Here is a 21,943-nt window from a genome sequence, read left to right as displayed (position 1 = left end):
TGCTGCCTGATGCGGTGGGCAGGGCACAGAGGCGGTTCGGTACGCGCGGTATGTCCGCTCCGCCGCGCGGCCGTCGCACTCTCCCGGCGTGCGCCCCCGAGGCCGGGGGCGCGGCCGTCTCAGTCGGCGGCCGGTGCGCCGGCGGTGTCGTTGCTCTCGGCGATGCGCTCGTGGTGGTGGATCACCTCGGCGACGATGAAGTTCAGGAACTTCTCGGCGAACGCGGGGTCGAGTTTGGCGCTCTCGGCGAGGGCGCGCAGCCGGGCGATCTGCTGGGCCTCGCGGGCCGGGTCGGCGGGCGGCAGCCGGTGGCGGGCCTTGAGGTGGCCGACCTGCTGGGTGCACTTGAAGCGCTCGGCGAGCATGTGGACGACGGCCGCGTCGATGTTGTCGATGCTGTCCCGCAGCCGGTCCAGCTCCTCGCGGGCGGCGGGTTCGACGGCACCGGTACCGGTGTTGCTGGTGGTCATGGGCGCACACCCTACGGGCGCCGGCCCGGCTGTCGCAGACCGTCTCAGGCGCTGAACGCCGCACGGTCCCCGTACGGCTCCTACAGTGGGACGAGCAGGACTCAGGGAGCAGGGTTCAGGCGTCTTGGGGGTAGGGCGTGGCGAACGGCGGACCGGTCGAGCACGGCTTCCCGCACCTGGAGACGGTGCGGGAGGCGGTCACGGCGCTGTACCGGCGGCTGTCGTACGACACCGTCCGGACCTTCTCGGCCAGTGTGGCCCCGGTGGACGTGGCGTTCTGCGACACGGACGACCTGTATCTGGGCGCGCAGCGGGTGGCCCACGAGCTGGTGCGGCACTACCGGCTGCCGGACGCCCGCATGATCGTCTCCTTCCGCGAGATGACCCACGCGGCGAACGTGGAACTGACGGCGGGACCGGAGTACTTCATCGAGCTGAACGACCGCTTCCGCACGCATCGCCGGGACATCGGGGCGGCGCTCGCGCACGAGGTGATGCACGTCTACCTGCACCGTCTGGACCTGTCCTTCCCGGGCACCCGGGCCAACGAGATCCTGACCGACACGGCGGCGACCTACCTGGGCGCGGGCTGGCTGCTCCTGGACGCCTACCGGGAGGACGCGGCGTCCTCGCAGAAGCTGGGGTATCTGACGCCGGAGGAGTTCGGCTACGTGCTGGCCAAGCGGGCGCTGGTGTTCGGCGAGGATCCGTCGGTGTGGTTCACCAGTCCGCAGGCGTACACGGCGTACGGCAAGGGGCTGGCCCGGGCGCGCCGGGACGAGCAGCAGCCGCCGCTGACGGCGGCCGGCTGGGCGGGCCGCCGCCGCTACGCCCGGGACCGCCGCCACGCCCAGGATCCGCACCCGGCCGGTGCGGCTGCGGACGGCGACGCGTACACGTTCACGGCTCAGACCCCGGGGCAGCTGCGGGTGTCGTTCCCCTGCCCGACGTGTCACCAGCGGATCAGGGTGCCGGTGCGGGGGCGGGTACGGGCGCGGTGCGGGCTGTGCCGGACGGTGCTGGAGTGCGACACGTAATCGGGGGCGCGGGGGGCGGGGGCGCTGCTTGAATGCCCGTATGACACAGGCCATCGAAGAACCCTGGGGCATCAGCGTGTTCGGCTCGGGCACGATGCGGGCCGAACCGTCGGTCGCGCGGGTGAGGCCAGCGGTGGACGTCCTGGAACAGTCGCCGGAGCAGGCCTTCCAGCGGGCCGGGGAGGCGGTGGCCCGGCTGCGGGAGGTGCTGCGGCGGCACGGGGTGCCGGACGCCTCGGTCTCGGGCTCCCGGCTGGGCCTCAGCTCGGAGTACGACGGTCACGGCGGTCGCCGCAGGATGCTCGGGTACCGGTGCCAGGCCTCGTACGCGGTGGAGACCGAGGGGCTGGACGGGCTGGAGCGGCTGATCGCGGACGTGGTCGAGGCGGGCGCGCACCGGATCGACGGCGTCGAGTTCGACGTGCGCGACCGGTCCGCGCTCCTCGACGAGGCGCGGCGCAGGGCGGTGGCCGCTGCCCGTCGCAAGGCCGAGGTGTACGCGGAGGCGGCGGACGCGCGGCTGGGGCCGGTCCTGCACATCCAGGACGTGGAGTCGGAGCCCGTCGCCGCGTTCCGTGCCTCCGCGGGCGGCGGCCCGCCGGGCCCGCTGGCTCCGGGAGTGGTGGAGGTGTCCGCCCGGGTCGTGCTGGGCTTCTCCCTCAGGCATTGACCGGCGACGCTCAGTCGGCCCGCACGATGCCCCGGGCGCGTGCGGCCGCCAGCCACTGGGGGAACTCGGCCACCAGCCGGTCGTAGAGGTCCGCGTCGGTGACCTTGCGGGGGTCGCGGCCGGCGTGGAAGAAGCCGGCGTTGTCGACGACCCGCTTGCCGGGCACCGCGAGTTCGTCGAGCTTGCGCAGGTAGTCGAACTGGCGGCTGTCCGGGTCGCCGAAGCCGACGAACTGCCAGAACAGGGGCAGCGGCGCCGCCTTGCACAGGTACCGCTCGGCGGCCAGCCGGTTGATCGGGCCGCCGTCGGTCTGGAAGACGACCAGCGCCGGGTGGCGGGAGCCGCTGTCCAGGTAGTGGTCGATGACGGCGTCCATGGCCAGGTGGTAGCTGGTCTTGCCCATGTGCCCGAGCCCGGCCACGATCCGCTCGATCCGCCCCTGGTGGTCGGCGAGCGCGATCTCGGTGACGGCGTCGACGTCGGTGGAGAAGAACACCACCGGCACGGTGCCGTCGTCGTCGAGGTGGGCGGACAGGCTCAGCACCCGGTCGGCGAGCGCCTGCACGCTGCCGTCCTTGTAGTACGGCTTCATGGAGCCGGAGTAGTCGACGACGAGGTAGACCGCGGCCCGGGTCCCGTCCATGCCGTGCTTGGTGAGCGACACACCGGCGGTCTGGTACAGATCGACCAGCGCGGGCGCGCTCTCCCGCATCTTGGTGAGACTGATCGCGGCCATGCGGACTCCCCCTGTCATCCCTGCCGTGCGTCGTACGGGTGCCGAGGGTACGGCACGGCGCACCCCGCCTCCCGGCCGGTCCACCGGCATTCGTTATTTTGTTCGCCGCCGTCCCCCACCGGCTCACCGTCCGCCCGTCCCGAGGAGCCGGCCCCCGTGGATTCCGAGTCCACCGCCACCACCTGCTACCGCCATCCCGCGGTGGAGTGCCACGTCCGCTGCACCCGCTGCGAGCGGTACATCTGCCCCGACTGCATGCGCGAGGCGCCCGTCGGCCACCAGTGTCCGGAGTGCGTGAAGGAGGGGGCGCGGTCGGTACGGCAGGCCCGGACGCTCGTCGGGGGCCGGATCTCGACGACGCCCGTGGTGACGTACGTACTGTTCGCGCTGAACGTGCTGGCGTACCTCGCGGAGCTGGTGCGGCCGGGGCTCGTGGACCGGTTCGCCATGGTGGGTTCGCGGCTGGTCGGTCCGGACGGCACCCCTCTGCCCGGCGGTGACGGCCTGTTCCTGGGCTCCGGGCCGCTGCGGGTGGAGGGGGTGGCCGGGGGCGAGTGGGAACGGATGCTCACCAGCGCCTTCCTGCACCAGTCGCCCTTCGACGGCACGTTCGGGCTGGTGCACATCACGCTGAACATGGTCGTGCTGTGGCAGTTGGGGCAGGTGGTGGAGCTGATGCTCGGCCGGGCGCGGTTCGCCGTCCTGTACCTGCTGTCGGCACTCGGCGGTTCCGTCCTGGAACTGGTCCTCACCGATCCCGCGCAGGCCTCGATCGGCGCGTCCGGGGCGGTCTTCGGGGTGGGGGCCGCGTACTACGTGCTGCACCGCAGGCTGGGCGCCGAGCGGGGGCGGGTCAACCGTTTCATGGCCGGGCTGCTGCTGTGGCTGGTGGTGTCGGCCTGGTTCACCTCGTGGCAGGGTCATCTCGGCGGCCTGCTGGTGGGCGGTGCGCTGGCCCTGGCGTACGCGTACGCGCCCCGGGACGGACGCCGGGTCGCGGTGCAGGCCGGGGCGGGGGCCGGGCTGGTGGTACTGCTGGCGGTGACTGCGGCGGTGAAGGTGTCGGAACTGACCGGCGGAAGTGTTCCCCTGTGAGAGGTGTCCCCCTATGAGAGGTGTCCCCCTGTGAAACGTGTCGGAGTGCTGCTCCTCGGGGCCCTTCCCGTGATCGCCGCGGGCGTGTACCTCGCCGTGCCGGACGACTCGGCCGACTCGGCGGGCACCGCATCCTCCGCGTCCTCCTCGTCCCCGGCCACCGCCAAGTCGGCCCGCGACGACGCCAAGGACCGGGCCGAGGAGGAACGGGAGGCGGACGACGCGCTCATCGCCGACCTGCCGCCGGGGCTGGCCGCACCGGCGAAGAAGGAGCTGGCCCAGCAGCTGGTGTCCAGCGCCGAGAACTCGACCACGAAGTGGCGCACCGCCTACGGCAGCATCGAGGACGTCGGGGACGGCGACGGGTACACCGCGGGCATCATCGGCTTCTGCACCGGCACCCACGACCTGCTCATGCTGGTCGAGCGCTACACCGAGGACCACCCGGACAACGGTCTGGCCACGTACCTGCCCGCCCTGCGCAAGGTGGACGGCAGCGACTCCCACGAGGGCCTGGACCCGGGCTTCACGGCGGCCTGGCGGGCGGAGGCCGAGGTCCCGGCGTTCCGCGAGGCGCAGGAGGCGGAGCGCGACCGGGTCTACTTCGAACCGGCGGTGCGGCTGGCCAAGCTGGACGGCCTGGGCACGCTGGGCCAGTTCGTCTACTACGACGCGATGGTCTTCCACGGCCCGGACACGGACGCCGAGGGCTTCTACGGACTGCGCGAGCGGGCCATGGCCGAGGCGAGGACGCCGGGGCAGGGGGGCTCGGAGAAGGCCTACCTGGAGACCTTCCTGGACGTCCGCAAGCAGGCCATGGAGGCCAAGCGCCCGGGCATCGACACCTCCCGCGTCGACACGGCCCAGCGCCGGTTCCTCGCGGCCGGGAACATGAAGCTGGCGACGCCGCTGGTGTGGGAGATGTACGGGGACACCTACCGGGTGCCCTGAGCATGCGACGGCGCCTGCCCTTGGTCCGGTCGGGGACGGGGCAGGCGCCATCAGTGTTCCGCACGCCTTTGTGCGGGACGTTCTTCGGTTGTTCCGTCCGTCAGACCGCGAGGGCGCGGTCGGTCGGGCGGATCGGGGCCGGCAGGTCGCTGGCCCCGGTCAGGAAGCGGTCGGCGCCGCGGGCGGCCGAGCGGCCCTCGGCGATCGCCCAGACGATGAGCGACTGGCCGCGGCCGGCGTCACCGGCGACGAACACACCCGGCACGTTGGTCTGGAAGTCGGCGTCCCGGGCGATGTTACCCCGTGCGTCGAGCGCCAGGCCGAACTGGTCGACCAGACCGTTCTCCTTGTCGGTGCCGGTGAAGCCCATGGCGAGGGTGACCAGCTGGGCCGGGATCTTGCGCTCGGTGCCCGGCTTCGACGTGAGCTTCCCGTCGACGAACTCGACCTCGCTCATGTGCAGCCACTGGACGTTGCCGTCCTCGTCGCCCTCGAAGTGGGTGGTGGAGACGGCGTAGACGCGCTCGCCGCCCTCCTCGTGGGCGCTGGTGACCTTGTACAGCATCGGGAAGGTCGGCCACGGCTGCGAGACCGGGTTCCGCTCCTCGCCCGGCCGGGGCATGATCTCCAGCTGGGTGACGGAGGCCGCGCCCTGGCGGTGGGCGGTGCCCACGCAGTCGGCGCCGGTGTCGCCGCCGCCGATGACGACGACGTGCTTGCCCTCGGCCGTGATCGGGGGCGCCACGTAGTCGCCCTCCTGGACCTTGTTGGCCAGCGGCAGGTACTCCATCGCCTGGTGGATGCCGTTCAGCTCGCGGCCGGGGACCGGCAGGTCGCGGGCGGTGGTGGAGCCGGCGGCGATGACGACGGCGTCGTAGCGCTTCTTCAGGTCGGTCGCCTTGAGGTCGCGGCCGATCTCGACGCCGGTGCGGAAGCGGGTGCCCTCAGCGCGCATCTGCTCTATGCGCCGGTTGATGTGCCGCTTCTCCATCTTGAACTCGGGGATGCCGTAGCGGAGGAGGCCTCCGATGCGGTCCGCGCGCTCGTAGACGGCGACGGTGTGGCCGGCCCGGGTGAGCTGCTGGGCGGCGGCGAGCCCCGCCGGGCCCGAGCCGATGACGGCGACGGTCTTGCCGGACAGGCGCTCGGGGATGCGCGGGGCGACGTCCCCGGTCTCCCACGCCTTGTCGATGATCGAGACCTCGACGTTCTTGATGGTGACCGGCGGCTGGTTGATGCCGAGCACGCACGCCGACTCGCACGGGGCCGGGCACAGGCGGCCGGTGAACTCCGGGAAGTTGTTGGTGGCGTGCAGGCGCTCGGACGCGGCCGACCAGTCCTCGCGGTAGGCGTAGTCGTTCCACTCGGGGATCAGGTTCCCGAGGGGGCAGCCGTTGTGGCAGAACGGGATGCCGCAGTCCATGCAGCGGCTGGCCTGCTTGCTGATGATCGGCAGCAGGGAGCCGGGGACGTAGACCTCGTTCCAGTCCTTGACGCGCTCCTCGACGGGGCGGGTCCTGGCGACCTCGCGTCCGTGGTTCAGAAAGCCCTTGGGATCAGCCATTGGTCGCCGCCTCCATCATCTTCTCGGTGGTCTCGGTCTCGGAGAGACCGGCTCGCTCGGCGGCGTCCTTGGCGGCGAGCACTGCCTGGTACGTGCTGGGGATGAGCTTGCTGAAGCGCGCCACGGCGGCGGGCCAGTCGGCGAGCAGCTTCTCGGCGACGGTGGACCCGGTCTCCTCGGCGTGGCGGCGCACCACGTCGTGCAGCCAGTCCTTGTCGGCGTCGTCCAGGGCGTGGATCGCGTCGACGTTGCCGACGTTGACGTTGTCGCGGTCGAGGTCGACGACGTAGGCGATGCCGCCGGACATGCCGGCCGCGAAGTTGCGCCCGGTCTCGCCGAGGACGACCGCGTGGCCGCCGGTCATGTACTCGCAGCCGTGGTCGCCGACGCCCTCGGAGACGACCAGCGCGCCGGAGTTGCGGACGCAGAAGCGCTCGCCGACCTTGCCGCGCAGGAACATCTCGCCGCCGGTGGCGCCGTAGCCGATGGTGTTGCCGGCGATGGTGGAGTACTCGGCGAGGTGGTCGGCGCCCCGGTCGGGGCGGACGACGATCCGGCCGCCGGACAGGCCCTTGCCGACGTAGTCGTTGGCGTCGCCCTCCAGGCGCAGCGTGATGCCGCGCGGGACGAAGGCGCCGAAGGACTGGCCGGCGGAGCCGGTGAAGGTGATGTCGACGGTGTCGTCGGGCAGCCCGCCGCCGCCGAACTTCTTCGTCACCTCGTGGCCGAGCATGGTGCCGACCGTGCGGTTGATGTTGCGGATGGCGACCTGGGCGCGCACCGGGGCGGCCTGGGCGGCGTCCGGGGCGGCCAGCGCGTCGGCGGCCAGCTTGATCAGCTGGTTGTCGAGCGCCTTCTCCAGGCCGTGGTCCTGGGCGACGGTCTGGTGGCGCACCGCGCCCTCGGCCAGTGCGGGCACGTGGAAGAGCGGGGCCAGGTCGAGGCCCTGCGCCTTCCAGTGGTCGACGGCGCGGGTCACGTCGAGGGTCTCGGCGTGGCCGACGGCCTCCTCGATGGAGCGGAAGCCCAGCTCGGCGAGGATCTCGCGGACCTCCTCGGCGATGAACCGGAAGAAGTTCACGATGTACTCGGCCTTGCCGGAGAACCGCTCCCTGAGGACCGGGTTCTGGGTGGCGATGCCGACCGGGCAGGTGTCCAGGTGGCAGACGCGCATCATGACGCAGCCGGAGACGACGAGCGGCGCGGTCGCGAAACCGAACTCCTCGGCACCCAGCAGCGCGGCGATGACGACGTCGCGGCCGGTCTTGAGCTGGCCGTCGGTCTGGACGACGATGCGGTCGCGCAGGCCGTTGAGCAGCAGGGTCTGCTGGGTCTCGGCCAGGCCCAGCTCCCAGGGGCCGCCCGCGTGCTTGAGCGACGTGAGCGGGGAGGCGCCGGTGCCGCCGTCGTGGCCGGAGATGAGCACGACGTCCGCGTGCGCCTTGGACACACCCGCGGCGACCGTGCCGACGCCGACCTCGGAGACCAGCTTGACGTGAATCCGCGCCTGCGGGTTCGCGTTCTTCAGGTCGTGGATCAGCTGGGCCAGGTCCTCGATCGAGTAGATGTCGTGGTGCGGCGGCGGGGAGATCAGACCGACACCGGGGGTGCTGTGCCGGGTCTTGGCGACCCACGGGTAGACCTTGTGCCCGGGCAGCTGGCCGCCCTCGCCGGGCTTGGCGCCCTGGGCCATCTTGATCTGGATGTCGTCCGCGTTGACCAGGTACTCGGAGGTCACGCCGAAGCGGCCGGAAGCGACCTGCTTGATGCTGGACCGGCGCGCCGGGTCGTACAGGCGCTCCGGGTCCTCGCCGCCCTCACCGGTGTTGGACTTGCCGCCCAGCTGGTTCATGGCGATGGCGAGGGTCTCGTGCGCCTCCTGGGAGATGGAGCCGTACGACATGGCGCCGGTGGAGAAGCGCTTGACGATCTCGGAGACGGGCTCGACCTCGTCGAGGGGGATCGGCTGCCGGTCCGACTTGAAGCCGAACAGGCCGCGCAGCGTCATCAGCCGCTCGGACTGCTCGTTCACCCGCTCGGTGTACTTCTTGAAGATGTCGTACGTGCCGGAGCGCGTGGAGTGCTGAAGGCGGAAGACCGTCTCCGGGTCGAACAGGTGCGGCTCGCCCTCGCGGCGCCACTGGTACTCGCCGCCGATTTCCAGGGCGCGGTGGGCCGGCGCGATGCCGCTGGCCGGGTAGGCCTTGGCGTGGCGGGCGGCGACCTCCTGAGCGACGACGTCGATGCCGACGCCGCCGATCTTGGTGGCGGTGCCGTTGAAGTACTTGGCGACGAAGGCCTCGTCCAGGCCGACGGCCTCGAAGACCTGGGCGCCGCGGTAGGAGGCGACGGTGGAGATGCCCATCTTGGACATGACCTTGAGGACGCCCTTGCCGAGGGCGTAGATCAGGTTGCGGATGGCCTGCTCGGTCTCGATGCCGGGCAGGAAGGTACCCGCGCGGACCAGGTCCTCGACGGACTCCATCGCGAGGTACGGGTTGACCGCGGCGGCGCCGAAGCCGATGAGCAGGGCGACGTGGTGGACCTCGCGGACGTCGCCGGCCTCGACCAGCAGGCCCACCTCGGTGCGCTGCTTGGTGCGGATGAGGTGGTGGTGGACGGCGGCGGTGAGCAGCAGCGAGGGGATCGGCGCGTGCTCGGCGTCCGAGTGGCGGTCGGACAGGACGATGAGCCGGGCGCCGTTCTCGATGGCGGCGTCGGCCTCGGCGCAGATCTCCTCGATGCGCGCGGCCAGCGCGTCGCCGCCACCGTGCACCCGGTAGAGACCGGAGAGGGTCGCGGCCTTGAAGCCGGGCATGTCGCCGTCGGCGTTGATGTGGATGAGCTTGGCCAGCTCGTCGTTGTCGATCACCGGGAAGGGCAGCAGGACGCTGCGGCACGAGGCGGCCGTCGGGTCGAGCAGGTTGCCCTGGGGGCCGAGCGAGGAGCGCAGCGAGGTGACCAGTTCCTCGCGGATGGCGTCCAGCGGCGGGTTGGTGACCTGGGCGAAGAGCTGGGTGAAGTAGTCGAAGAGCAGCCGGGGACGGTCGGAGAGCGCGGCGATCGGCGAGTCGGTGCCCATGGAGCCGATGGGCTCGGCGCCGGCCTTGGCCATCGGCGCGACGATGACCCGCAGCTCCTCCTCGGTGTACCCGAAGGTCTGCTGGCGGCGGGTGACCGAGGCGTGGGTGTGCACGATGTGCTCGCGCTCGGGCAGGTCGGACAGCTCGATCTCGCCGGCTTCCATCCACTCGGCGTACGGCTGCTCGGCGGCGAGCTGGGCCTTGATCTCGTCGTCCTCGATGATGCGGTGCTCGGCGGTGTCCACGAGGAACATGCGGCCGGGCTGGAGGCGGCCCTTGCGGACGACCTTCGCGGGGTCGATGTCGAGGACGCCGACCTCGGAGCCGAGGACGACGAGGCCGTCGTCCGTGACCCAGTAGCGGCCGGGGCGCAGACCGTTGCGGTCGAGCACGGCGCCGACCTGGGTGCCGTCGGTGAAGGTGACGCAGGCGGGGCCGTCCCAGGGCTCCATCATCGTGGAGTGGAACTGGTAGAAGGCGCGCCGGGCCGGGTCCATGGAGTCGTGGTTCTCCCACGCCTCCGGGATCATCATCAGCACGGAGTGCGGCAGCGAACGCCCGCCCAGGTGGAGCAGTTCCAGGACCTCGTCGAAGGAGGCGGAGTCCGAGGCGTCCGGCGTGCAGATCGGGAAGATCCGCTCCAGGTCCGCGGAGGAGCCGAACAGGTCCGAGGCGAGCTGGGACTCGCGGGCGCGCATCCAGTTGCGGTTGCCCTTGACCGTGTTGATCTCGCCGTTGTGGGCGACGAAGCGGTACGGGTGGGCGAGCGGCCAGCTCGGGAAGGTGTTGGTGGAGAACCGGGAGTGCACGAGCGCGATCGCGGAGGCGAAGCGGCGGTCGGACAGGTCCGGGAAGAACGGCTCCAGCTGGCCGGTGGTGAGCATGCCCTTGTAGACGACGGTCCGCGCGGACAGCGACGGGAAGTAGACGCCGACCTCGCGCTCGGCGCGCTTGCGCAGCGCGAAGGCGTGGCGGTCCAGGGCGATGCCCTGCGAGGCACCGTCGGTCACGAAGATCTGGCGGAAGACCGGCATGGTCGAGCGGGCGGTGGCGCCGAGCATCTGCGGCGCGACCGGTACCTCGCGCCAGCCGAGGACGGTGAGGCCCTCCTCGCCGGCGATGGCCTCGATGCGGGCGACGGCGTCGTCGGTGCCCTCGACCGGCAGGAAGGCGATACCGACGGCGTACGACCCGGCCTCGGGCAGTTCGAATCCGGCCACCTCGCGAAAGAAGGCGTCCGGCACCTGGGAGAGGATGCCCGCACCGTCGCCCGAGTCGGGCTCGGAGCCGGTGGCGCCGCGGTGCTCCAGGTTGCGCAGCACGGTGAGTGCCTGGTCGACCAGGGTGTGGGACGCCTCGCCGGTGAGGGTGGCGACGAAACCGACGCCGCACGCGTCGTGTTCGTTGCGGGGGTCGTACATACCCTGCGCGGCAGGGCGAGCATCCATGAAGGACCAGTTCTGGCCATTCGCGGAGTGCTGGGACGGCTGGCGCGGCGTACGCATCGGCTCTCCCGTCGTCGTCATCTGGCATGTGGCAAGTGCCGAGGGACGACGTTGGCCCTCTGCGGTGGTGCAGCAGTCGCTGAAAAATTTGGTGCAGGCTACATGATGGATTGGTTCTCGGTAAACGGGACAATCCGTTCCAACATGCGGACACCGACGGGGTGCGGTGGGGGTTCCGTACCCGTGGTGGAGGCTGTGGGGACCGAAGCGAACAGATCGATGCCCGTCGGCCCGAGGGCGCGGAGGGAGCGTCGTCGCCCACTCCGCGGATGCGCGGCAGGCCTCATTGCCCACAGCGCTTACGGCTCATGCCCGGAGATTACGCACTCGAAACCAGCGAGTAACGGCTGCGAGTGGCGACTACTTATGCGGAGGGCCGCATAGGTTCGAGCCGGGCTATCCTACGGCCGTTCCGAACAGGCTGCCCAGGAGATACGTCACACCGGCGGCCGCGCCACCGAGGGCGAGCTGCCGCAGGCCGCTGTACCACCAGCTGCGGGCCGTGACCTTGGCGACCACCGCGCCGCACAGGAACAGCCCGGCCAGCGCGAGCAGTACGGCGGGCCACAGCGCACTGGCGCCGAGCAGGAAGGGCAGGACGGGGAGCAGGGCGCCCAGCGCGAAGGAGCCGAAGGAGGACACGGCCGCGACGGTGGGCGAGGGCAGGTCGGAGGGGTCGATGCCCAGCTCCTCGCGGGCGTGTATCTCCAGCGCCTGCTCGGGGTCGCTGGAGAGCTGGCGGGCGACCTCGCGGGCCAGCTCGGGCTCGACGCCGCGCGCCTCGTAGAGCGCGGCCAGCTCGGCCTCCTCGTCCGCCGGGTGCTTGCGCAGCTCGCGGCGCTCCACGTCCAGCTCGGCCTCGACCAGCTCGCGCTGGGAGGCGACGGAGGTGTACTCGCCGGCGGCCATGGAGAAGGCGCCGGCGGCCAGCCCCGCGAGTCCGCTGATCACCACGGTCTGCTGGCTCGTCGTACCGCCGGCGACACCGGTCATCAGGGCGAGGTTGGAGACCAGTCCGTCCATGGCGCCGAAGACGGCGGGGCGCAGCCAGCCGCCGTTCACGTCGCGGTGGGTGTGGTTGTCGCGGTGCGCCTCGTGCAGCGCCGCCTCGGTCTCGATGATGGCCATTCGGGATCCCCCGGAAGCTAGTTTGGACTCATTCCACTTTTTAACAACACTCAATCTACGCCGATCATTTCCGCCTCGCCAGCAAGGAAAGGCTGGGCTTACCTGCGGCTTTACCTCTCCGTACTCATTCGTGATCATGCTTGCTCATATGTCGACCGGGTGACGCTGCGCCCGGTTCGGCTGCGGTGCGCACCGCACCGGGGACAGATGTGCCGAGGGAGAGGAGAGGCCGCATGGCATCCACCGCCTGCATTCCCCCGGTCCCCGCGCCCCAGGGCGCCGTCGGGCTCCGCGACCGGGCCCGGGGCGCGCTGCTCGGGCTGGCCGTCGGGGACGCCCTCGGGGCGCCGGCCGAGAACATGAAGCCCTCGGAGATCCGCGCCCGCTGGGGCCGCATCACGGGATACGTGGCCGACCGGCCCGCCGGTACCGACGACACGGAGTACGCGATCTTCTCGGGCCTGCTGCTGGCCCGCCACGGCGCCGCGCTCACCCAGGCCCATGTGGAGACGGCCTGGCACGAGTGGATCGCGGACCGGGAGGAGGGCCCGTTCCGGGGCGCGGGCTTCAGCGAACGCGGCACCCTGGAGAACCTGCGCCGGGGCCTGGCCGCCCCGATCTCCGCCCAGCACCGCCACGCCTGGAGCGACGGACTGGCGATGCGGGCCGCGCCGCACGGCGTGTTCGCCGCCGGGCGCCCGGCGGAGGCGGCCCGGCTGGCGGCGATCGACGGCTCCGTCAGCCACGAGGGCGAGGGCATCTACGGCGGCCAGGCGGTGGCGGCGGGCGTCGCGGCGGCGATGGCCGGGGCGTCGACCGTCGCGGTGGTGGCCTCCGCGCTGGCCGTGGTCCCGGACGACTCCTGGACGGCGCGCTGTCTGCGCCGCGCCATGACGGCGGCCCACCGCGGCGAACGTGCGGTGCGCTCCGCGGTGGTCATCGGCGGCTACCCGTGGACCGACCTGGCCCCCGAGGCCGTCGCCCTCGCCTTCGGCGCGTACGCGGCGGCGGACGGCGACTTCACGGACGCGGTGCTGACGGCCGTCAACATGGGCCGCGACGCCGACACCACGGCCGCGGTGGCCGGCGCCCTGGCCGGCGCGACCCGGGGCGTCCACGCCATCCCGCCCGACTGGGCCGCCGCCATCGGCCCGGCCCGCGGCACCTGCCTGCCGACGATGGCCGGCCACCACGTCCTGGAGGTGGCGGACCTCCTGACACGAGCCTCTCCACCGGCCGCGGAGAGCCGGGGCCCGGCGGAGGTGCCAGCGACCACGGTGCGAGTGCCCCGGGAGCCTGAGAACGCGGAGGGGGTGCCCCGACACCCGGCGGAGGTGCCGTCCGGCCCGGTACGCGTACCACCGGGCGCGGAAGCCCCGCCACCGGACGCCGAGCCTGCGCCAGTGGCCCCGGCGACGCCGGTGGCGCCTCCGGGCGCGGAACGGATGCGGGTGCGGCCGGGCAAGGTGCAGGCGGCCGGCGAGGCGCCGTGGGTGGCGGGGGACTCCGGGCGGGCGCCGTCGGAGGCGATCGAGGCGTCGGTGCAGGAGACGGGGCGGGCGACGCCAGGTCCCGGGACGGCCGCAGCCCGCGTACCGGGCGAAGCGCCCACCGGCTCGCTCCCGCTCGGCGACGGTGGCACCCGGCCCCCGCCCCGTCCGGCCGCGCATCCACCCGCCCCGAAGCCCACACGGCCGGGCACGGCAGCCCCACCACCGGACGCGGTGCAAACACCCCAGAGCACAGAACCGGGGCCACCCACCCCGAAGCCCACACAGCCCGGCGCGGGAGCCGTGCCGCCGGGCGCCCACGGGGCGGAGGCGATGTCGTGAGCCGGGCGCGGGGTGAGGTTCGGGCGACGGGTGTCACGGCGTACGTCGAAGGGCCCGGTGTGCCGGAGGCGAGCGGGTTCGCGGGGAGCGGGCACCGGCCGGGAGCGGAGCCGGCCGTGGCGGCCGGTGGCACCGTGTCGCTCGCCGACCGCATCGAGGGGCTGCTGCTCGGGCTCGCCGCCGGAGACGCCGCCGGCTGGCCGGCCGCCCGGCACCGGGCCGCCCGGATGCCGGAGTGGACGCGTCGGCTCACCCGCGAGCTGGACACCTTCGCCGAGCAGAACGCGACCACCACCCTCCCCGTCCCCATCGCCCTGAACCAGCCGCCGGAACCGCTGCGCCTCGGCCCCTCGGACGACGCCGAGTGGGCGGCGTTCGCGGTGGAGGCGGTGCTGCGGGCGGGCGACGACAGCCTGCTCGGGGACCTGAGCCGGGACCGCCGGATGCGCGCCGCGATCGACCTGACCTGGAACGCCGTCGCCAGCGAGGTCGCCGCGGCGGCCGACCGCGCCCCCGAGGTCGAGTCGGCGGTCCTGCCCCTGCGCGCCCGCATCTCGGTGCGCGCCGGGCTCGGCAACCTCGCCGCCGGGCTGCGCCCGCCCGCCACCGGCCACGACAACCCGCACTACTTCGACGACGCCGCCTGCGTACGGGCCTGCGTCCTGGCCGTCGCCCACCCCGGCGCCCCGCGCCCCGCCGCCGACCTCGCCGAGTTCGACGCCCGCTACACCCAGGACGGCGACGGCGTGCACGGCGCCCGGGCGATGGCGGCGGCACTGGCGTGCGCCCTCGACGGCGCCGACGTGGACGCCTGTACGACGGCCGCGCTCGCCGAACTCCCCGAGGCGACGGAGATCGGCCGCAACGCCCGCCAGGCCCTGGCCCTCGCGGCGGACGCCGAGAGCACCTTCGCCCTGGTCCCGCTCCTCGAGCACCGCATCGTCGACCACGTCTACAGCTACGGCATCGCCGCCGCCGAGACCGTCCCGGTCGCCCTCGCCCTGGCCCGCGCCGCCCGGGGCCGCATCGCCGACGCGGTGCCGGCGGCGGCCTGTCTGTCCCGGGTCGCGGACTCCGCCCCCGCGCTGGCCGGCGCCCTCACCGGCGCGCTCGGCGGCGGCACGTCGCTCCCCGCGTCCTGGCGGGACGCCTGCCGCACCCTGCCCGGCTGCGTACTGCCCCGGCTCACCGGGACCGACCTGGTCGAACTCGCCGCTCTCCTGCACGCCACGCAAGCGTCCCGACCGGAAGGACGAGGCACCGCCCCATGACGCACCGCCCCATGACCTCCACGACCTCCGCATCCCCGGACCACCGGACGACCGTGCCCCTCGACGAGCGGGTCACCGGCGCGCTCGTCGGCGCCGCCGTCGGCGACGCCCTCGGCGGCCCCGTCGAGGGCTACTCCCCCGAGCAGATCCTCGAACGCCACGGCGGCCGCGTCCACGGCGTCGTCGGCCCCTGGAGCGGCGACGCCTGGCGCACCGCCCGTCCCCTCGCGCCGTACCACAAGGGCGACGGCCACGTCACCGACGACACCCTGATGACCCACGCGCTGGTCCGGGTCTACGGCACGGTCCGCGACCACCTCGACGCGTACGCGGTCGCCGAGCACCTGGTCCCCGACCTGATCACGAACCCGCGCTGGATCCCGGAGCTGGAGGCCGAGGCGCTCCCCCTCCAGCGGATCTTCCTCGCCGAGAAGTGGCTGGTCGCGCGCATCCACTACGGCCATGTGGACCCGCGCGAGGCCGGCACCGGCAACATCGTCAACTGCGGTGCCGCGATGTACATGGCCCCGGTCGGCCTGGTCAACGCGGCGAACCCCGCGGCGGCCTACGCCGAGGCCCTGGACGTCGCGGGCGCACACCAGTCGTCGTACGGCCGTGAGGCGGCCGGCGTCTTCGCGGCGGCGGTGGCCGCGGCGTGCGAGCCGGGGGCGACCCCGGACTCCGTGGTGGCCGCCTGCCTGGCCCTGGCCAAGGACGGCACCCGGGCGGCGATCGGCGCCGTGTGCGACGTGGCCGCCCGCCACTCGGACTTCGAGTCGGCGCTGGCACCGCTGCGGGCGGCGGTGGCCCCGTACGACACCGTGGGCCCCGACTACCGCGCCCCCTCGCTCGGCGCCCGCCGCCCCTCGCGCCTGCACGCGATCGAGGAACTGCCCGTCGCCCTCGGCATGCTGCTCGTCTCCGGCGGCGACTTCCGGCACGCCGTGCTCGGCGCGGTCAACTACGGCCGCGACTGCGACTCCATCGCCACGATGGCGGGCGCGCTCGCCGGAGCCCTGGGATCGCCGGTGCCCGAGGACTGGGCCAAGACCGTCGCGGAGGCGAGCCGCCTGGACCTGTGGGCACCGGCGGCGACGCTCACCGAGGTCGCACGGGAGGTCTTCGAGCGGGACGTGCGCGGACGCCGCGCGCACGAGGAGGCGTTCACCGCGATCGGGGGCGCGGGATGCTCCGGCTGACCTGGGTGCAGCCCGAGGACCTGGTCGGCCACGAGCTGCGCCAGGCGCGGCTGGACGGCCGCGACGCGGCGGCGGTGGCGGCCCGCTGGCGGGCGGCGGGCGGCGGCGAGGCACCAGACCGGGCGGGCGCCTCCGCCCGCCCGGTCTCCCCCCGCCTGCGCCGGCTCGCGGAAGACCTCCTGGACGAACTGGCCCGCCTGCCGTGCCCGTCGGCGGACGCCGAGCCCACGGACCTCGACCGGATCAGGGCGCTGTGCCCCGACTGGCCGTCCCCGCGCCCCGCCCGCGCCGTGTCCCCCTCCCGTCTGGAGGCCGCCTGGCTCGGTCGCGCCGTCGGGTGCCTGCTGGGCAAGCCCGTCGAGAAGCTGCCCCTGACCGGCATCCGCCTCCTCGGGCGGGCCGCCGGCAACTGGCCCCCGACCTCGTACTTCACGGCCCGGGGCGTCCCCCGCGACCTGCTCGCCGGGTACCCCTGGAACCGGCGTTCCGCGCCCACCTCCCTCGCCGAGAACATCGACGGCATGCCGGAGGACGACGACCTCAACTACCCGCTCCTGAACCTGCTGCTCCTCCAGCGCCACGGCAGGGCCTTCACCACCGACGACGTGGCCCGCCTCTGGCTCGACGAACTCCCGCCCGGCCGCACCTTCACCGCCGAGCGCGTCGCCCACCGCAACCTCCTGACCGGCATCGAGCCTCCGGACACCGCCCGCCACCGCAACCCCTTCCGCGAGTGGATCGGCGCCCTGATCCGCGCCGACGTGCACGGCTGGACCAACCCGGGCGACCCGGGCGCCGCCGCCGAGCAGGCGCACCGCGATGCGACCCTCACCCACACCGCGGGCGGCGTACACGCGGCGATGTTCGCGGCGGCCGTCATCGCCACCGCAGCCCCCGCCGACGCGCCCGACGTCCACGCCTGTCTGCGCGCGGGCCTCGCGGTCGTACCGCCCGGCTCGCGTCTCGCCGGGGCCGTCCGGCACGCCGTACGGCTCGCGGGCGCGCACGACGACTTCGACACGGTCGTGGACGAGCTCCACGCCGTGCACTCCCCCGCGCACCACTGGGTGCACGCCGTTCCCAACGCCGCCCTGATCGCCGCCGCGCTCACCCACGCGGACGGCGACTTCACCGGCTCGGTCTCGCGCGTCGTCTCCGGCGGCTGGGACACCGACTCCAACGGCGCCACCGTCGGCGGCGTCGCCGGGCTGCTCGCCGGTTCCCCGGGCGCGCTGCCCGAGCACTGGACGGCCCCGCTGAAGAACCGTCTGGCCACCTCCGTCGGCGAGTTCGACGGCACCGGCTTCGACACCCTCGCCCACCTCACCCACCGGGAGGCCACCCGCCCATGCCCGAGCCCGACGTGACCTCTGCGACCGCCGCCCCCGCCGCCTCCCCGGCCCCGCTGGCCGGCCTGCGCGTCCTCGACCTCGCCACCCTCTTCGCGGGGCCGCTCGCCGCCACCATGCTCGGTGACTTCGGCGCCGAGGTGATCAAGGTCGAGCACCCCACCCGGCCCGATCCGTCCCGGGGGCACGGCCCGTCGAAGGACGGGATCGGGCTGTGGTGGAAGCTGCTGGGCCGCAACAAGCACACGATCACCCTGGACCTGTCGAAGCCCGCCGGGCGCGCCACCCTCCTCCGGCTCGCCGCCACCGCCGACGTCGTCGTCGAGAACTTCCGGCCGGGCACCCTGGAGAGGTGGGACCTGGGCTGGAACGAGCTGTCCGCCGTCAATCCGCGCCTGGTCCTGACCCGGGTCACCGGCTTCGGCCAGTTCGGCCCGTACGCGCGCCGCCCCGGCTTCGGCACCCTCGCCGAGGCCATGAGCGGGTTCGCCGCGATGACCGGCGAGCCGGACGCGCCGCCGACGCTGCCGCCGTTCGGCCTCGCCGACTCCATCGCGGCGCTGGCGACGGCGTACGCGGTGATGACCGCGCTGGCCGCCCGGGAGCGCACCGGCGAGGGCCAGGTCGTCGACATGGCGATCATCGAGCCGATCCTGACCGTGCTGGGCCCGCAGCCCCTCTGGTACGACCAGCTCGGACACGTCCAGCCGCGCACCGGCAACCGCTCGCAGAACAACGCACCGCGCAACACCTACCGCACCGCCGACGGCACCTGGGTCGCCGTGTCCACCTCGGCGCAGTCCGTCGCCGAGCGGGTGATGCGGCTGGTGGGCCGCCCGGAGCTGATCGACGAGCCCTGGTTCGCGACGGGTGCCGAGCGGGCCCGGCACGCGGACGTGCTGGACGCGGCGGTGGGCGACTGGATCGCCCGGCACTCCCGCGCCGACGTGCTCGCCGCGTTCGAGAAGGCCGAGGCGGCCGTGGCGCCGGTCCAGGACGTGCGGGACGTGATGGCCGACCCGCAGTACCAGGCCCTGGACACCGTCACCACGGTCGACGATCCCGAGCTGGGCCCGCTGCGGATGCAGAACGTCCTCTTCCGGCTCTCCGCCACCCCGGGCGCGATCCGCTGGGCGGGCCGCCCGCACGGCGCCGACACCGAGGAGGTGCTCACCGGGCTGGGGCTCACCCCGGCGGACGTCAAGGAGCTGCGCGAGGAGGGCGTCGTATGACCGCATCCCGGACCGTATCGCTGACCACACCCCCGTTGACCTGGCTGTACGCCCCCGGGGACCGGCCCCGGGTGGTGGCCAAGGCGCTGGCCGCCGGTGCGGACGTGGTGGTGGTCGACCTGGAGGACGCGGTCGCCGCCGACCGCAAGGAGTACGCGCGCGACGCCACGGCCGAGCTGCTCGGCGAGCCGCAGCCGGTGCCGGTGCACGTCCGTGTCAACGCCCTGGACGGTCCGCTCGCCGCCGGGGACCTGGCGGCGCTGGCCGCGCTGCCGGGGCTGTCCGGGCTGCGGCTGCCCAAGGTGACGGCGCCGGAGCAGGTGACCGAGGTCGCCGAGAGCACCGGCGGGCCGCCGTTGTACGCGCTGCTGGAGACGGCCCTGGGGGTGGAGCGGGCGTACCGGATCGCCGCCGCGCACCCGGCGCTGCGCGGCATCGCCCTCGGTGAGGCGGATCTGAGGGCCGACCTGGGCGTGCGCGGGGACGCCGGCCTGGACTGGTCGCGCTCGCGGGTGGTCGTGGCCGCGCGGGCGGCGGGCCTGGCGCCGCCGTCCCAGACGGTGCATCCGGACACCCGGGACCTGGAGGGCCTGGCGGCGTCCTGCGCCCACGGGCGGGCCCTGGGTTTCCTGGGGCGGGCCGCGATCCACCCCCGCCAGCTGCCGATCATCGAGCGGGCGTATCTGCCGACCGAGCGGGAGCTGGAGGAGGCGGAGACGATCGTGAAGGCGGCCTCGGTGCAGCCGGGCGCGCAGGCGCTGCCGGACGGCCGGTTCATCGACGCGGCGGTGGTGGCGACGGCCCGGCGCACCCTGTCGCTGGCCAGGCGGCCCACCCTGTCCTGAGCCCTGCCCCCCCCGCACGCGCGGAGGGCGCCCGGGGAAGTCCCGGGCGCCCTCGGCGGCACGTACGTCGGGCGGGGTCAGCCCTTCTTGGCGGAGTCGGCGCCGTTCTTCACGCCCTCGGCGTCCGCCGCGTCCTCGGCGTCGGCCGCGTCGCCCGTGTCCTCGGGGGCGTCGGTCTTCCCCGGGGTGTCCGCGTCCTTGTCCTTCTTCGCGGTGTCCGGGTCGTCGGCGCCGGCGTCCGCGGAGGCCGCCCCCGCGTCCTTCTCCCCGTCGGCCCCGGCCGCTCCGTCGGCGGTCTCCGCGCCCGGCTCCACCACGGCCTCCCGGCCCGGCCGCATCCGCGCCGAGAGCACGATGTACAGCACGGCGAGCAGGAACACGAAGAGCGCGGTCCAGTTGTTCAGGCGCAGGCCGAGGATGTGGTGGGCGTCGTCGACGCGCATGTACTCGATCCAGAACCGGCCCGCGCAGTACGCCGCGACGTAGAGGGCGAAGGCCCGCCCGTGGCCCAGCCGGAAGCGGCGGTCGGCCCAGATGACGAGCAGCGCGACGCCGATGCACCACAGCGACTCGTACAGGAAGGTCGGGTGGTAGGTGCCCGGCACCCGTCCGTCGGCCGTCGAGGTGATCTCCACGGCCCACGGCAGGTCGGTCGCCTTGCCGTACAGCTCCTGGTTGAACCAGTTGCCCCAGCGGCCGATGGCCTGCGCGAGGACGATGCCGGGGGCGACGGCGTCGGCGTACGCGGGCATCGGGACGCCCCGGCGCCGGGCGCCGATCCAGGCGCCCACCGCGCCGAACGCGATCGCGCCCCAGATGCCGAGTCCGCCCTCCCAGACCTTGAAGGCGTCGACCCAGTCACGGCCCTCGCTGAAGTACAGCTGGTAGTCCGTGATCACGTGGTAGAGGCGTCCGCCGACCAGGCCGAAGGGAACGGCCCAGACCGCGATGTCGGCCACCGTGCCCGGCCGCCCGCCCCGGGCGATCCAGCGCTTGTTGCCGAGCCAGACGGCAACGAAGACACCGATGATGATGCAGAACGCGTAGCCGCGCAGCGGGATGGGACCGAGGTACAGCACCCCGCGCGACGGGCTGGGAATGAAGGCAAGTTCCATGGCAGGGTCGACGCTACCGTGTCGGACGGGGAGCGCGGCGGGCAGCCCGGCTACGGGTCCGTAACGAGCGGGCGCGCTACTTGTTGGCGTCCTCCACCATCTGCTTCAGCTTGGCCGGGGTCATGGAGCGGTCCTGGTAGATGTTCTTGCCGTCCAGGAGCACCGTGGGGGTGCCGCTGAAGCCGCCGTCCTGGAAGGCCTTGTTCGACTTCTCCACCCAGCTGTTGTGCCTGCCGTTCTTCACGCACTCCTGGAAGAGGGTGGTGTCGAGGCCGTCGACCTTGCCCGCCAGGTCGAGCAGCTTGTCCTCGTCGGCGAAGGCGTCGTCGGTCTCCGGCGGCTGGTTGTCGTACAGCACGTCGTGGTACGCGGGGAACTTTCCGGCGTCCTGGGCGCAGGCCGCCGCGTTGGCCGCCTTGCGGGAGCCGGTGCCGCCCATGTTGCCGTCGATGATCGTGGCCAGGTGGTACTCGACCTTGAGCTTCCCCGCGTCGGTCAGCTCGTGAATGGTGTCGCGGTACGCCAGCTCGAAGGCCTTGCAGGCCGGGCAGCGGAAGTCCTCCCAGACGGTGAGCTTCGACTTGGCGCTCTCCTCGCCGACGGGGATCGCGAGGCCGTCCTTGCCCTGTGCGCCCGAGGGCACCACGATCGGGCCGGTCGACTCGGTGCCGTCGTCCTTGCCCGCGTTCGCCGCGATCACGCCGATCACCGCCGCGAGTCCCAGGACGCAGACCACGCTCGCGCCGACGATCAGCGCACGGCGGCGCTTGTCCCTGGACTTCTGCTTCGCGCGCTCGGCCGCCAGCTTCTCGCGGGCGCTGCGCTTTCCCTGTCGGTTCTTCTCGCTCACACCCCGCAGAA

Annotated in this window: 17 protein-coding genes; 10 read left to right on the top strand and 7 right to left on the bottom strand. The window is 73.3% G+C overall.

The window, feature by feature from the left end; translation table 11 throughout:
- Positions 1-119: 119 nt before the first annotated feature.
- The gene (locus D1J63_RS27565; protein WP_125632549.1) at positions 120-470 is read right to left on the bottom strand and encodes a chorismate mutase; all 351 of its coding nucleotides are present in this window, start codon (positions 468-470) and stop codon (positions 120-122) included.
- A gap of 137 nt (positions 471-607) precedes the next feature.
- On the opposite strand from D1J63_RS27565, the gene D1J63_RS27560 reads away from it, so the two are divergent.
- Positions 608-1,507, top strand: a complete 900-nt coding sequence (locus tag D1J63_RS27560; protein ID WP_125632547.1) for a hypothetical protein — start codon at positions 608-610, stop codon at positions 1,505-1,507.
- A gap of 40 nt (positions 1,508-1,547) precedes the next feature.
- Positions 1,548-2,177 (top strand): SIMPL domain-containing protein, encoded by a 630-nt coding sequence (locus D1J63_RS27555; protein ID WP_164712996.1) that lies wholly within the window; start codon positions 1,548-1,550, stop codon positions 2,175-2,177.
- A 10-nt stretch (positions 2,178-2,187) separates the two neighbouring features.
- Here D1J63_RS27555 and D1J63_RS27550 read toward each other — a convergent pair whose 3' ends face one another.
- Positions 2,188-2,913 carry a VWA domain-containing protein gene (locus D1J63_RS27550; RefSeq protein WP_164712995.1) on the bottom strand — a complete coding sequence of 242 codons (726 nt, stop codon included), beginning with the start codon at positions 2,911-2,913 and terminating at the stop codon, positions 2,188-2,190.
- Between the two features lie 156 nt (positions 2,914-3,069).
- Between D1J63_RS27550 and D1J63_RS27545 the strand changes: the two genes are divergently transcribed.
- Together D1J63_RS27545 and D1J63_RS27540 are read left to right on the top strand one after the other, a co-directional pair.
- Positions 3,070-4,008 carry a rhomboid family intramembrane serine protease gene (locus tag D1J63_RS27545; protein WP_125632543.1) on the top strand — a complete coding sequence of 313 codons (939 nt, stop codon included), beginning with the start codon at positions 3,070-3,072 and terminating at the stop codon, positions 4,006-4,008.
- Positions 4,009-4,038: 30 nt separating this feature from the next.
- Entirely contained in the window at positions 4,039-4,959 is a 921-nt protein-coding gene (locus tag D1J63_RS27540) for a chitosanase (RefSeq protein ID WP_125632541.1), read from the top strand.
- A gap of 100 nt (positions 4,960-5,059) precedes the next feature.
- On the opposite strand, the gene D1J63_RS27535 is transcribed toward D1J63_RS27540, so the two are convergent.
- From D1J63_RS27535 to D1J63_RS27525, 3 genes are all read right to left on the bottom strand, one after another.
- Positions 5,060-6,523 (bottom strand): glutamate synthase subunit beta, encoded by a 1,464-nt coding sequence (locus D1J63_RS27535; RefSeq protein WP_125632539.1) that lies wholly within the window; start codon positions 6,521-6,523, stop codon positions 5,060-5,062.
- Complete coding sequence (gene gltB / locus D1J63_RS27530; protein ID WP_241235616.1) at positions 6,516-11,111, bottom strand: glutamate synthase large subunit; 4,596 nt, start codon at positions 11,109-11,111, stop codon at positions 6,516-6,518. The genes D1J63_RS27535 and gltB overlap by 8 nt, the downstream gene beginning before the upstream one ends.
- A 396-nt stretch (positions 11,112-11,507) precedes the next feature.
- Complete coding sequence (locus D1J63_RS27525) at positions 11,508-12,239, bottom strand: VIT1/CCC1 transporter family protein (RefSeq protein ID WP_125632535.1); 732 nt, start codon at positions 12,237-12,239, stop codon at positions 11,508-11,510.
- A 233-nt stretch (positions 12,240-12,472) separates the two neighbouring features.
- Between D1J63_RS27525 and D1J63_RS37360 the strand changes: the two genes are divergently transcribed.
- From D1J63_RS37360 to D1J63_RS27495, 6 genes are read left to right on the top strand one after another with little or no spacing between them, the layout of a single operon-like run.
- The gene (locus tag D1J63_RS37360) at positions 12,473-14,071 is read left to right on the top strand and encodes an ADP-ribosylglycohydrolase family protein (protein ID WP_241235615.1); all 1,599 of its coding nucleotides are present in this window, start codon (positions 12,473-12,475) and stop codon (positions 14,069-14,071) included.
- Positions 14,068-15,342 carry an ADP-ribosylglycohydrolase family protein gene (locus tag D1J63_RS27515; RefSeq protein ID WP_125632533.1) on the top strand — a complete coding sequence of 425 codons (1,275 nt, stop codon included), beginning with the start codon at positions 14,068-14,070 and terminating at the stop codon, positions 15,340-15,342. Before D1J63_RS37360 ends, D1J63_RS27515 begins: the two co-directional genes overlap by 4 nt.
- Positions 15,343-15,353: 11 nt before the next feature.
- Positions 15,354-16,541, top strand: a complete 1,188-nt coding sequence (locus D1J63_RS27510) for an ADP-ribosylglycohydrolase family protein (protein ID WP_125632531.1) — start codon at positions 15,354-15,356, stop codon at positions 16,539-16,541.
- Positions 16,529-17,908, top strand: a complete 1,380-nt coding sequence (locus D1J63_RS27505; RefSeq protein WP_125632529.1) for an ADP-ribosylglycohydrolase family protein — start codon at positions 16,529-16,531, stop codon at positions 17,906-17,908. The genes D1J63_RS27510 and D1J63_RS27505 overlap by 13 nt, the downstream gene beginning before the upstream one ends.
- Complete coding sequence (locus tag D1J63_RS27500) at positions 17,890-19,122, top strand: CoA transferase (RefSeq protein ID WP_125632527.1); 1,233 nt, start codon at positions 17,890-17,892, stop codon at positions 19,120-19,122. Before D1J63_RS27505 ends, D1J63_RS27500 begins: the two co-directional genes overlap by 19 nt.
- Positions 19,123-19,142: 20 nt before the next feature.
- The gene (locus D1J63_RS27495; RefSeq protein ID WP_125635859.1) at positions 19,143-19,967 is read left to right on the top strand and encodes a CoA ester lyase; all 825 of its coding nucleotides are present in this window, start codon (positions 19,143-19,145) and stop codon (positions 19,965-19,967) included.
- A 77-nt stretch (positions 19,968-20,044) separates the two neighbouring features.
- On the opposite strand, the gene lgt is transcribed toward D1J63_RS27495, so the two are convergent.
- Positions 20,045-21,082 carry a prolipoprotein diacylglyceryl transferase gene (gene lgt, locus D1J63_RS27490; protein WP_125632525.1) on the bottom strand — a complete coding sequence of 346 codons (1,038 nt, stop codon included), beginning with the start codon at positions 21,080-21,082 and terminating at the stop codon, positions 20,045-20,047.
- Positions 21,083-21,158: 76 nt separating this feature from the next.
- Entirely contained in the window at positions 21,159-21,932 is a 774-nt protein-coding gene (locus D1J63_RS27485; RefSeq protein ID WP_164712994.1) for a thioredoxin domain-containing protein, read from the bottom strand.
- Positions 21,933-21,943 lie beyond the last annotated feature (11 nt).

The organism is Streptomyces sp. KPB2 (genome assembly GCF_003950055.1).
GTDB classification, from domain to species: domain Bacteria; phylum Actinomycetota; class Actinomycetes; order Streptomycetales; family Streptomycetaceae; genus Streptomyces; species Streptomyces salinarius.
Note: the sequence above shows the minus strand (reverse complement) of the source record. Positions and strands in the feature narration are given on the sequence as shown.

What these genes read in the sequence shown, in the direction of transcription:
- D1J63_RS27510 (WP_125632531.1), top strand. Translation starts at nt 15,354, where the DNA reads ATGACCTCCACGACCTCCGCATCCCCGGACCACCGGACGACCGTGCCC.
- D1J63_RS27565 (WP_125632549.1), bottom strand. Translation starts at nt 470, where the DNA reads ATGACCACCAGCAACACCGGTACCGGTGCCGTCGAACCCGCCGCCCGC.
- D1J63_RS27525 (WP_125632535.1), bottom strand. Translation starts at nt 12,239, where the DNA reads ATGGCCATCATCGAGACCGAGGCGGCGCTGCACGAGGCGCACCGCGAC.
- D1J63_RS27500 (WP_125632527.1), top strand. Translation starts at nt 17,890, where the DNA reads ATGCCCGAGCCCGACGTGACCTCTGCGACCGCCGCCCCCGCCGCCTCC.
- gltB (WP_241235616.1), bottom strand. Translation starts at nt 11,111, where the DNA reads ATGCGTACGCCGCGCCAGCCGTCCCAGCACTCCGCGAATGGCCAGAAC.
- D1J63_RS27555 (WP_164712996.1), top strand. Translation starts at nt 1,548, where the DNA reads ATGACACAGGCCATCGAAGAACCCTGGGGCATCAGCGTGTTCGGCTCG.
- D1J63_RS27505 (WP_125632529.1), top strand. Translation starts at nt 16,529, where the DNA reads ATGCTCCGGCTGACCTGGGTGCAGCCCGAGGACCTGGTCGGCCACGAG.
- D1J63_RS27535 (WP_125632539.1), bottom strand. Translation starts at nt 6,523, where the DNA reads ATGGCTGATCCCAAGGGCTTTCTGAACCACGGACGCGAGGTCGCCAGG.
- lgt (WP_125632525.1), bottom strand. Translation starts at nt 21,082, where the DNA reads ATGGAACTTGCCTTCATTCCCAGCCCGTCGCGCGGGGTGCTGTACCTC.
- D1J63_RS37360 (WP_241235615.1), top strand. Translation starts at nt 12,473, where the DNA reads ATGGCATCCACCGCCTGCATTCCCCCGGTCCCCGCGCCCCAGGGCGCC.
- D1J63_RS27550 (WP_164712995.1), bottom strand. Translation starts at nt 2,913, where the DNA reads ATGGCCGCGATCAGTCTCACCAAGATGCGGGAGAGCGCGCCCGCGCTG.